Source organism: Plantactinospora sp. GCM10030261, assembly GCF_042666615.1.
Lineage (GTDB): Bacteria > Actinomycetota > Actinomycetes > Mycobacteriales > Micromonosporaceae > KBS50.
Genome location: NZ_JBHTDD010000056.1, coordinates 1 through 11,714 on the forward strand (window position 1 = coordinate 1; position 11,714 = coordinate 11,714).

Consider the following 11,714-nt stretch of genomic DNA (forward strand, 5'->3'; position numbering starts at 1 on the left):
GGGTGGGGAGGGGTGGCGGCGGCCGGCCCGGAAGCGGCGGCGGCCGGCGAGGTCGGGGTGTTCATCGACCTCGGCGAACCGGCCGTCGGCGCGGAGCAGGTCCGGCACCGCCGCACCGTGGGTGTCGTCGTGCTCGACGCCGAACCGGCCGCCGGGGCGCAACAACCGGGCGGCCAGAACGATCACCGACCGGATCACCGCCAGCCCGTCGGATCCGCCGAAGACCGCCTCGGCCGGATCATGCCGGGCCACCTCCGCCGGCACCGAGGTCGCCACTGGTACGTACGGCGGGTTGCACAGCACCAGGTCCACCCGCCCGGTCAGCTCCGGTAGCAGCCCACGGTCGGTGACATCGCCGGCGACCACCCGGATCGGGGGATCTCCCGCCGCGGCCCGCGCCGCCGCGTTGCGACGCAGCCAGTCAAGTGCCGGACCGGACCGTTCCACCGCGACCACCGCCGCCTCCGGCACCTCGTTGGCCACCGACAGGGCGATCGCGCCACTGCCGCCGCACAGGTCGACCACGGTCACGGAGGCTTCGCCCCCCGGCGCGGCGGCCCCGGAGCCGGCGCGGACCGCCTCGATTCCCCAGCCGGCCAGCAGCTCCGTCTCCGGACGCGGCACGAAGACGCCGGGCCCCACCGCCAACTCGATGTGCCGGAACGGCGCGGTGCCCAACAGGTGTTGCAGGGGTTCGTGCCCGACCCGCCGGCTTACCAGGCCGTCCAACCGGGTCAGCTCACCCGCGTCCAGCCCGTCGGCCAGCGCCAACCGACCCCGCGCCACCCCCAGCACGTACGCGGTGAGCAGCTCCGCCTCGGCCCGGGCCGACGGGAGGCCGGCGGCGGCGAGGCGCGCCGCCGCCCTCCCCACCGCGACCGACGGACGTGTCCGTTCCGTCCCAACGGGTGGCTGTGGCCGGGAATCTGTCACGACATAATCATGAAATGCGGACCGCGTGGTCCCATCACGGGGGCGGCGAAGCGAGGAGGTACGGGTGAGCTGGCTCGACCGGGTCACCGACCAGGCCGACGCCCTCACGCGGGCGCGTCACCTGCAGGAGACCGGCCACTCGGCCGAGGCCTGCCAGGTGCTCGACCGGGTGCTGGCGAGCACGCAGGACCCCTACTCCCGGGCGGACGCCCTCCTGCAGCGCGTCTCGGCGGTGCTCAACCTGGGCCGCACCGCCGAATACACCGGCACTTCCGAGCAGGCCTTCGCCTGCGCGCGGGACCTCGCGGACCCGTACCTGCACGGGCACCTGCACGCGTTGGCCGCCCTCGCCGCTTTCGACCAGGGGGCGCTCGACCGTGGCACCAGCCACCTGGTCCGCAGCGCCCGCGCGTTGAACGCGGTGGTGGAACCGGACCGGGAGACCGCCTGGGGTTGGCACGACCTGGCCATGGCCTACTCCTACCTGAGCTTCCACGGGTACGCGCTGGCAGCCATCGAGAAGGCCCGGGAGCTGGGTCGGGCGGCGGGCATCCCGGCCGAGACCTTCGCGGCGCCCGGGATCCGGCTGCGGAACGCCGTGGCTCTGGACCACAACGGGGACAGCGACGGCTGCCTGCGGGTGCTTCGGGACATCGACTCCGAGCTGGCACGGGTGGTGCGGGCCGGTCGACTGGACCGGTTGCGGCCCAGCGCGCTGGCCGCGTACGGGTACGCGTTGCTGCGCCGGGCCACCCTCGGGGAGACGTCCGAACTGACCCGTGCCGTCAATCCGGCCGACCTACTGGCCAGGGGTGGGGACAGCGCACGCCCCCGGGACATGGCCCAGCTCGGCTCGGTGTGTGCGGCGATCATCGACGATCGCCCGATCGAGGCGATGGCCCGGCTGGACACGCTAATCATTTCTGTCGAGACACTGGGCGCGGCGGAACCCGACCGGCTGCGCAGCCTCGCCTACACCCGGGCCGGGGACCACGCTGCCGCGCACCGGGCCGACCGCCGGGCTTTCCGCCTCGCCGCCCAGCGCAACGACCGGCTGCGGGACGTCTACGTCGACGGCATCGCGGCCCGGATCGACCACGAGGAACTCCGCCGCGAGGCAGCCCGCTACGAGGGCGAGGCGCTCACCGACCCGCTGACCGGACTACCCAACCGACGCAGCCTGGAACGGTACATCTCGGCGCTGGTCAGCCGGGGCGAGCGGGCCGTGGTCGGAGTCTGCGACCTGGACGGGTTCAAGGCGGTAAACACCCGGCACGGACACCACTCCGGCGATCTGGTGCTGCAACGGGTGGCCGGTGTGATCAACCGGGTGATGCGGCGTGGCGACTTCGTCGCCCGGTTCGGCGGCGACGAGTTCGTGGTCGTGCTGCCGGGCGCCGGGATGGACGAGGCCGCCGAGGTTACCCGGCGGATCACCACCGCAGTGCGGTCGGAGGACTGGGAGGCACTCGTGCCCGGCACCCCGGTCGGGGTGAGTGTCGGGTTCGCGCCGGTGCACGGCGGGACCGGGACGCTGCGCGAGATGCTGGGCGCCGCCTTCGAGATCGCCGACCGGCAGATGCTGCGCGCCAAGTGGGAGGCCCGCACGGCCTGACCGGCGCCTCCCCGCCAGGCTCCCGTACGCCCGGGCCACCGGCTCCCGTCTGGCCCGGTCGCCACCTCGCCGCCGGCTCAGCGGCGGGTCAGCTCCGGCTCCCCGGCCAGCCGCGCCGCCCGGTCCGCCTCGGCCAGCGCGTCGAGCACGCCGTCCAGATCGCCGGCCAGCGCCAGATCCAGGTTGTACGCGGTGTACCCGATCCGGTGATCGGTGATCCGGTTCTGCGGAAAGTTGTACGTCCGGATCCGCTCCGAGCGGTCCACCGTTCGGACCTGCGCCTTACGGGCGTCCGAGGCGGCGGCGTCGGCCTGCTCCCGGGCCACCGCCAGCAGCCGGGCCCGCAGGATCCGCATCGCCTGCTCACGGTTCTGCAGCTGGCTCTTCTCGTTCTGGCAGGAGACCACGATCCCGGTCGGCACGTGGGTGATCCGTACCGCGGAATCGGTGGTGTTCACCGACTGGCCGCCCGGTCCGGACGACCGGAAAACGTCGATCCGCAGGTCGTTCGCGTCGATGGTGACGTCGACCTCCTCGGCCTCGGGCAGGACGAGGACGCCAGCGGCGCTGGTGTGGATCCGGCCCTGGGATTCGGTCACCGGCACCCGCTGCACCCGGTGCACCCCGCCCTCCCACTTCAGTCGGGACCAGACCCCGTTACCGCCGTCCGGCACGCCGCGGGTCTTCACCGCGAGCGAGACGTCCTTGACCCCGCCCAGATCCGAGTCCTGCGCGTCGATGATCTCGGTAACCCAGCCGCGCCGCTCGGCGTACCGCTGGTACATCCGCAGCAGGTCGCCAGCGAACAGCGCCGATTCCTCGCCACCCTCGCCAGCCTTGATCTCGACAATCACGTCCTTGGCGTCGTGCGGGTCCCGGGGGATGAGCAACTCGGCGAGGCGCTCTTCGAGCGCGGGGAGGCTGGCCGAGATCACCTCGGCCTCGGCGGCGAACGTGGGATCCTCGGCGGCCAGTTCGCGAGCCGCCGCCAGGTCCTCCCGGGCCTGCGCCAGCTCGCCGGCCGCCTTGTGCACCGGGGCCAGCTCGGCGAACCGCCGGCCCACCCGCCGGGCCACGTTCTGGTCGGTGTGGATCGCCGGGTCGGCGAGCTTCCTCTCCATCTCGGCGTACTCGTCGAGAAGCGCGGCCAGCCGCTCACTGCTCATGTCCTGCTGCTCCTTCGCCGACGAGTTCCAGGATCCGCGGAGGTCCCAGGGATAGGGATCCGCGGAGGTCCCAGGGATCCGCGGAGATTCCGGGGATCCGGGGGTACGCAGACGGACGGCGCCCGCGTCCGGGCGGAAACCGGACACGGGCGCCGTCTGCGTCGCTACTTGGCCTTCCGGCCCTGAACCTTGGCGTACTTCTGCTGGAACTTCGCGACCCGACCGGCGGTGTCCAGCACGCGCTGCTTACCGGTGTAGAACGGGTGGCAGGCGCTGCACGTCTCGACGTGGATCGTGCCGCCCTTGGCCGTGCTGCGGGTCGTGAACGAGTTGCCGCAGGAGCACGTGACCTCGGTCGTGACGTACTCCGGGTGGATGTTGGACTTCATGTCGCCTCGGTCCTTTCGTGGGTGGTCGCCGGGTCGCCGTCGACACCCGCCGATCCTGGGCGGGCTGGGCGTGAACCGGAACCGGTGGCCGACTGACCAGTGTGCCATGGGCGCCCTGCCCACCCGAAACCGGGCGGCACACGTGGTCCGTGCTGATTAACGTGACCGCACCGGTACGCATTCCCGATCCGGCCGGCCACACACCCGGCGGCCTCAACCGGTAGCTCGAAGATGAGCTTCGGCGCGTACCCCGTTGACGGTGACCGCCAGCGCGATCAACGCCGGGCGGTACGCGGTCAGCTCACCGGTGTCCGGGTCGAACCGGGCCGCGTGCCAGGGACGCAGACCCCAGATCGGCCCGATGTGCACGTTCGGCGAGGCGGACCAGTCGGCGCTCACCGGTGTCGCGACCGGCACGGCACGCCCGCCGGGTTGGGTCAGGGACGCGGTGACCGGAACGGGGGCATTCACCGGGACGTCGGCCGGGACGGCGAGGGTGAGCCCGTCGACGTGTGGGCGGAACTCGGCGGCCACCCACCGCGGTCCCTCGGTCAGCGGGTTGCGGCGGGCCCGCTCCGCCTCCCCCGGGGTCACCGGGTCCACGCCGTACATGCTCCAGCCGGTGAACCCGCCCCGGTCCGCCGGCGCGGACGGGGACTTCCCCGAGTTGCCGTTGATCAGGTACGGCACCCCGTCCACCCGGTCCGCCGAGAACGCGCCCACATGCCCGCCGACGAAGACCGCCCCCTTGCCGGTCCGGTGCTGGAAGTCCGCCAGCCACTGCTCCAGCAGGCCCGCTTCCTTCCGGTCACCGAGCTGGCTGGCCTTGGCCGGGCTCGGGTCGCGCGGCGGATGGTGCTGCAGGACGGCCACCGAGCCGATCGCCGGATCCCCGGCCGCCTGGTCGAGCGCGTCGCGCAACGCGCGTACCTGGTCGAACCCGTCGCCGCGCAGCGTCCCGGTGGCCGAGTTCAGGGTGACGAAGCGGGTGCCCTTGTGGTCGAAGACCCGGGAGGTGGCGCCGAACACCGCCCGGAAGTTGTCGATCGGCGCGCCCATGATCTCGTGGTTGCCCGGCACGTAGTGGTACGGCACCTCGCCGCCCAGTTCCTCGTCCAGGATCCGCTTGGCGAGCGCGAAGTCCGCCGGATACGCGGTGTCCACGAAGTCACCGTTGATCACCAGGAAGTCCGGCCGGGCCGCCTTCACCTCGCGCAGCGTGCGGCGGGCCTGGGCGACCAGGTCGCTGTCCGGGTCGGCGGCGACGAACTGGCTGTCCGACAGCACGGCGAAGCGCCAGGGTTCGGTGGCCGCGGTGCCGTCGCGCAGCACCACCCGGTCCGTCCGGTCCGGCTCGGCCGGCACTTCCACCGCCGGCGGCACCCTCGCCACCAGGTCGTCGATCAGCACCTCGCTCCGGTACTGCGCCGCCGCGTTGGTCTCGGCCACGTAGAACCGCCGGACCCGCACCGGATACTGCACGCCGGCCGGCACCGCGAACTCCACGTGCCGCCAGCCCGTCCAGGTGATCAACGGGCCGCGCAGCACGTGCTGCTGGTCGACCGCGTCGTGCAGGTGCAGGCTTGGCCACTCCCCCGTGCCGTTGCCGTGGATCCACATGCCGAACGCCTGCGGCTGGCCGGGCACCTCGATCCAGGCCGGCGGGTTCGCGTACGCGGCCCGCGTCCCGGTGGACTGGCTGAAGTCGTACGACATCCTCAGGCCGGTCCCGGTGCGGCCGGACACCGGCGCGACCGATCCGCTGGCGCGGGCCTGGCTGAAGGTCCAGTCCGCGGCGTCGTCGAAGCCGGCGACCGGCACATCGGTGAGGCCCACCGTCACGGGTACGACCGTGCGCCGCCCGCCCACCGTGACGGTGACCAGCGCCGAACCGGTGGCCCGGCGCGCCGTGACCCGCAGGTTGCCGTCCCCGGTGGGGCTGATGTCGATCAGCTCCCGGTCGTAGTCGAGCCGCAGGTCGGACGGCTCGATCGGGGCGGTGTTGCCCTCGGCGTCATAGCCGACCACGCCGAACAGCGCGGTGTCGTCGACCCCCACCACGCCGACCCGGTCCACCGTGGAGTCGATCCGCCGCAGCGGACCGAGCACGGTGAGGTCGAGCCGGCCGCTGGCCGCGCCGCGTGACGCGGTGACCGTGGTTCGTCCCGGAAGCAGCGCCCGGAAAACGCCGGCGCCGGTGACCAGACCGTGTGCGACCGGGTTGGTCCGCCAGCGCGGCTCACCCGGTGCCGGGCCGTACGTCTCGTCGTGTCCGGCCGCGGTGAGCCGGCGGGTCAGTCCCGGGAATACCCGGTCGGGCCGACCGCCGCGGACCGGGGCGACCCCCGGCGCGGCGGTCGGGTCGGCCGCGGTTTCCAGCCAGTAGCCGGTGAGCTTGCCGCTGCCCTGCGGGGCGTAAAGGGCCAGCCCGTTGGGGACCGGACGTTCGCTGCCGTCGGACGGGCTGTTCTCCACCTGTACGGCGGGTGCGCCGGGCTCCCGGGCGACGAGCGTGGACGAGCCTCCACCGTCCAGGTTGAGCGCGTGGTGGGCACCGAGTTCGGCCATCATCCGGCCCATCTCGGTCTGCGTCACGCCCCGGCTGTCCACCTGCCGGCCGTCGACGGTGAGCAGGAACATCCGACGGCCGTCGGCGCTGAAGCCGACGGATGTCCGGGGCGCCAGCGTGGCATCCGCGACGTCCTGCACGACGCCGTCGCGGACCAGGACGTTCCCGCCCCCGACGGCGGTCCGCAGCGCGCTCCCGTCGGACGACTTGGGCCGGTAGGCGACGGTGACCGGATCACCGGGTCGGAGCCCGGCGAGCGCGTCGGCGCCGGCGTCCCGGCCGAGCAGGACGGTGGTGCCGGCCGGGATCGGGCCGCTGCCCGCCCCCGGGGCGACGGTGGCGACGCGGCCGCCGACCAGCGCCACCTCCGTGACGCGGGTGGCGCCGTCGACCGCCCTGCTTCGGGGGTACGCGCCCCAGAGTGCCGTGAAGACGCCGATCCCGTCGGGCTGCACCATGTTGTTGAACTGGGTGAGCGGGACGGACCCGCCCGGCAGGGTGGCCGTGCCGTCGAAGGTGACCTGGATGACCCGGCCGAGCCCTTCGCCGGTGACGCCCACCGCGTTGGTGTGGCCGGCCACCGGCGACTGGATCAGCTCGCCGGAGCGGATGCCGACGCCCTGGGCGGCACCGGAGTTGTTGATGTCGAAAAAGTCGCCGTTGACCGCGGCGACCGCGCGGGACCGGTCCACCGCGTCGCGCAGCGGTTCGGCCTTGGCCACCTCGCCCGAGTTCACATAGTCGACGGTGACCCCGCCCGCGAGGTCGGCGGTCAGTGCGTCGGCGCGCAGCCAGCCGTTGACGTCGTACCTGTCGAACGAGGTGAGCTGGAGGCCCGGCGCCACCGGACGGCTGGTCGTGGCGGTCTCGATGCCGCCGGCCGGTTCGACCGCCGTTCCACTTGTCGACGCCGCGCCGACCGGCGCGGCGTCGTGGGTCAACAGCGACGTGGCGCTGGCGGGATAGGACGACGCGCGTGGGGCGTCCTCGGCCGCGGTGCCGGTGATCGACGGCGCTGGCGCGGCGCTGGCCGGAACCGGCCCGGCCATGGTGAGCAGCGGCGCCAGGACGAGGACGCCGGCCAGACGGGAGGCACGGGTACGCATGCCCGTCAGTCAACCCGAGCGTGTATACAAGTTTCAATAGCTACCCGATTACTTGAAGGAAAACTTCACGTACTCGGGACTTCGCTCATCCTCCGCGCCGTCCGGGTGGTGACCGTCGACGCCCCTTTGCGCTGCTGCAGCCCACGCAACGCCCGTTGTCCGATTATCGGACAACGGGCGTTGCGTGGGCTGCAGCAGCGCAAAGCGTTACCCGGCCCTCTCCGCTCGGTCGCGGCCCGGCCGTCAGACCCCCGCCTCCCGTTGGCCGCCGTCCGACGGTTCGCCACGGCCCAGGCCGCCCCGGATACCGTGGACCGCGACGCCCAGCGAGCAGATCGCTCGGGCCGGGACGCGGCGGCGGAAACGACGTCGGGCCCGGATCGCGGCTGCGATCCGGGCCCGACGGGTGCGACGGTTCGGTGAGACTGCCGGCCCGCTTACTCGCCCGGCGTCGACTTGGCGATCTGCATCAGGAACTCGATGTTGGTCCGGCTTTGCTTGAGTCGGTCCAGCAGGAGATCCAGGGCCGCCTGCGAGTCCAGCGAGTGCAGCACCTTGCGGAGCTTGTGGATGATCACCAACTCCTCCGGCGCGAGCAGGATCTCCTCCTTACGCGTACCGGAGGTGTGGATGTCGATGGCCGGGAAGACCCGCTTGTCGGCGATCTTCCGATCCAGCTTGAGCTCCGCGTTGCCGGTGCCCTTGAACTCCTCGAAGATGACCGTGTCCATCACGGACCCGGTCTCCACCAGCGCGGTGGCGAGGATGGTGAGCGAGCCGCCGTTCTCGATGTTGCGGGCCGCACCGAGGAACCGCTTCGGCGGGTACAGCGCCGTCGAGTCGATACCGCCGGACATGATCCGGCCGCTGGCCGGCGCCGCGAGGTTGTACGACCGACCCAACCGGGTCACCGAGTCGAGCAGGACGACCACGTCATGTCCCAGCTCGACGAGGCGCTTGGCCCGCTCGATCGCCAGTTCCGCGACCGTGGTGTGGTCCTGCGGCGGCCGGTCGAACGTGGCCGCGACGACCTCGCCCTTCACCGAGCGCTGCATGTCGGTGACCTCTTCGGGCCGCTCGTCGACAAGCACCACCATCAGATGGCACTCCGGGTTGTTGTGGGTGATCGCGTTCGCGAGCGCCTGCAACACCATCGTCTTACCGGCCTTCGGCGGCGACATGATCAGCGCACGCTGACCCTTGCCGATCGGCGTGACCAGGTCGATCACCCGGGTGGTCAGGATGTGCGGCTCGGTCTCCAGACGCAGCCGCTCCTGCGGGTACAGCGGGGTGAGCTTGTAGAACTCGGGCCGGCGCTTCGCCTCGTCCGGGTCCATGCCGTTGATCGTGTCCAGCCGCACCAGCGGGTTGTACTTGTCCCGCCGCTGCTCGCCGTCCTTGGCGGCCTTCACCGCACCGGTCACCGCGTCGCCGCGGCGCAGGCCGTACTTACGGACCTGGGACATGGAGACGTACACGTCGTTCGGCCCGGCCAGGTAGCCGGTGGTCCGGACGAAGGCGTAGTTGTCCAGCACGTCGACGATGCCGGCCACCGGAACCAGGACATCGTCCTCGGTCACCTGCGGCTCGCGGCCACCGTCGCGGCCACCGTCCCGACCGCCGTCGCCACCGTCCCGGTCACCTCGGCCCCGCCGGCGATCCCGGAACCGGCTGCGTCGGCTCCGCCGCCCACCGCCGTCACCGTCGTCGTCGCCGTCGTTGTTGTCCCGATCGGCACGCTGCTGACCCCGCTCGTTGCGGTCGCCCCGGTCGCCCCGGTCGGAACGCTCGTTGCGGTCCCGATCGGAACGCTCGTTGCGGTCCCGGTCCGAGCGCTCTCCGCGCTCGCGGCCGTTGCGCGACTCGCCCCGCTCGGCACGGTCCCCGCGGTCGCCCCGCTCGGCACGGTCCCCGCGCTCGGCACGGTCCCCGCGCTCGGCACGGTCGCCCCGCTCGGCACGGTCGCCCCGGTCGGCACGGTCACCGCGCTCGGCACGGTCCCCGCGCTCGTCCTGCTCGACCCGCTCATCGCGGTCCGGCTGCTCGGAGCGACCCGGTTGGTCGTCACGGTCGGCTCGAGCACCGGACTCGGCCCGGCTCGTTCCGGTCCGACCATCGGTGGTCGCCTCATCGGCCCGCTCGGGCGTACCGCCCGCCGCACGGGATCGGCGCGATCCACGCTCGCGGCCCCTGGTCTCGGTGGCGCCCCCAGCCGACGACTCGGCCTCGGGACGCGGCTGCTCGGACCGCTCACCGTTGTCGGGTACGTCCACGCGTACCTCCTCCCGCGCCGGCGCCGCCGCGGCGGCGACCTCGGCCCGGGGGCGGGGGGTTCCGCCGCCGGCCGATCCGGCCTGCTGCCGCTCGGTGATGACGGCGATCAATTCGCCCTTGCGCATCCGGGCCGTACCGGAGATGCCGAGCGACGCGGCCAGGCTCTGCAACTCTGGCAGCAGCATCGCCGACAGCCCGGTGCCGGTCCGCCGTCGGCGCACCGGAGCGGCGGTGGCTCCGCCAGCGACGTTGGAAACATCCGACGTCACGTCGGTGGTGTCGCTCAATGGATTCCTTCCCTCGATAGGCCGGGGCTGCCCGGAGTCGTTGCAAGGTGGCCGGGCGGCCTCGGTGCACCCGCCTCGCGTGACGCGGCGCGGGAGTCTGTGACACAGCAGCCGGGCGGTGTCCCGACCCACCGAGGAACCGGTGAGCAGGTCTCGCCGTCTGCGGCGACCGGTGGAAACTGCGGTGCGGCGTGGGCCTAGGCAGGGGTGTGACGGGCTGACCGCCGAAAGCTTCGGGGGTGCGCCGACCCGCAGAGATCACATGCTTCGCGGCTGTGCTCAGTCTAGAGCGTAATCAACTCTTCCGACCTGCGGCAACAGGGTCCCGCTCGGCGTGTCCCATCGTACCCCCGAAACGGCGGCACCGGTGACGTCCACCGGTAACCGGTGGACTGCCCAATCCATTCCCGGTAACACCTCCTCGGAGGGTGTGGTCAGGGCCAACACGGCCGGACCCGCCCCGCTGACCACAGCTGCCACACCGGCCGCACGAAGCTCATCCACAAGCTTGGCTGTCTCCGGCATCGCCGGTGCCCGGTAGCCCTGGTGCAGCCGGTCCTCGGTGGCGGCGAGGAGCAGCGACGGGTCCACGGTCATCGCGTGGGTCAACAGCGCCGCCCGGCCAGCCGAGTGCGCCGCGTCCGGGTGCGGCACCGAATCGGGCAGCGCGGCCCGGGCCGCCGCGGTCAGGCCGCGCCGCCGGGGCACGAACACCACCGGTCGTACGCCGTCAGCCGGCCGCAGGGACACCGCGAGCGCTCCCGTCGGCTCGGTCCAGGCGATGGTGAAGCCACCGAGGAGGCAGGGCGCCACGTTGTCCGGGTGCCCCTCCAGCGCCGCGGCGAGCCGCAGCGCACCGGCCCCGTCGAGCCGCGTCGGGCCGTCCACGACCAGGGCGCGGGCCAGCTGCACCCCGGCCACGATCGCCGCCGAGGACGAACCCAGGCCGCGCGCCTGGGGGATCCGGTTCAGGCACTCCACCGCCAGCCCGGGCGGCTGACCTCCCAGCTCGTCGAAGGCGGCCCGCATGGCCCGGACCACCAGATGCCGGTCGTCGTCGGGCAACTCACCGGCGCCCTCCCCGGTGACCGTCACCTGGCAGCCGGCCGGCGTCACCCGGGCGGATACGTCGTCGTAGAGCCCGAGAGCGAGCCCCAGGGCGTCGAAGCCCGGGCCGAGATTCGCGCTGGTCGCCGGGGTCCGCACGCGGACCTGGCCGGACACGAAATCGAGCGCCATGCGCACAGCGTAGGCGGAGGGTCCGACAGGACACCCAAACCCCTCCCCGTCGATCTAGGGCAGATGGTCGTGATTGGAGATCAAACAGCGACCATTCGCCCTAGATCGACGGGGACTGGGTGGGGGCGGGGGGCGG

The 11,714-nt window shown here is 72.7% G+C and carries 6 protein-coding genes and 1 pseudogene; 1 reads left to right on the forward strand and 6 read right to left on the reverse strand.

Going from position 1 to position 11,714, the window contains the following annotated elements:
- Positions 1 to 933: peptide chain release factor N(5)-glutamine methyltransferase (prmC, locus tag ACFQUZ_RS32145; protein WP_377449031.1), on the reverse strand; the 933-nt coding region annotated here is incomplete at its 3' end.
- A gap of 64 nt (positions 934 to 997) precedes the next feature.
- On the opposite strand from prmC, the gene ACFQUZ_RS32150 reads away from it, so the two are divergent.
- Positions 998 to 2,548: a diguanylate cyclase gene (locus ACFQUZ_RS32150; RefSeq protein ID WP_377449033.1), complete on the forward strand. Its 1,551-nt coding sequence runs from the start codon at positions 998 to 1,000 to the stop codon at positions 2,546 to 2,548.
- A 77-nt stretch (positions 2,549 to 2,625) separates the two neighbouring features.
- Here the strand turns inward: ACFQUZ_RS32150 and prfA are convergent, their stop codons facing one another.
- From prfA to thrB, 5 genes and pseudogenes are all read right to left on the reverse strand, one after another.
- Positions 2,626 to 3,714, reverse strand: a complete 1,089-nt coding sequence (gene prfA / locus ACFQUZ_RS32155) for a peptide chain release factor 1 (RefSeq protein ID WP_377449035.1) — start codon at positions 3,712 to 3,714, stop codon at positions 2,626 to 2,628.
- Between the two features lie 164 nt (positions 3,715 to 3,878).
- Entirely contained in the window at positions 3,879 to 4,103 is a 225-nt protein-coding gene (gene rpmE, locus ACFQUZ_RS32160) for a 50S ribosomal protein L31 (protein WP_377449037.1), read from the reverse strand.
- A 213-nt stretch (positions 4,104 to 4,316) separates the two neighbouring features.
- Positions 4,317 to 7,778 (reverse strand): phosphodiester glycosidase family protein, encoded by a 3,462-nt coding sequence (locus ACFQUZ_RS32165; protein WP_377449039.1) that lies wholly within the window; start codon positions 7,776 to 7,778, stop codon positions 4,317 to 4,319.
- Between the two features lie 437 nt (positions 7,779 to 8,215).
- Positions 8,216 to 10,339: a transcription termination factor Rho gene (gene rho / locus ACFQUZ_RS32170; protein WP_377449041.1), complete on the reverse strand. Its 2,124-nt coding sequence runs from the start codon at positions 10,337 to 10,339 to the stop codon at positions 8,216 to 8,218.
- 295 nt (positions 10,340 to 10,634) lie between these two features.
- A pseudogene (gene thrB / locus ACFQUZ_RS32175) lies at positions 10,635 to 11,578 on the reverse strand (homoserine kinase).
- Positions 11,579 to 11,714 lie beyond the last annotated feature (136 nt).

Coding starts and splice junctions, on each gene's coding strand:
- prfA (WP_377449035.1), bottom strand. CDS start 3,714: ATGAGCAGTGAGCGGCTGGCCGCGCTTCTCGACGAGTACGCCGAGATG.
- rpmE (WP_377449037.1), bottom strand. CDS start 4,103: ATGAAGTCCAACATCCACCCGGAGTACGTCACGACCGAGGTCACGTGC.
- ACFQUZ_RS32165 (WP_377449039.1), bottom strand. CDS start 7,778: ATGCGTACCCGTGCCTCCCGTCTGGCCGGCGTCCTCGTCCTGGCGCCG.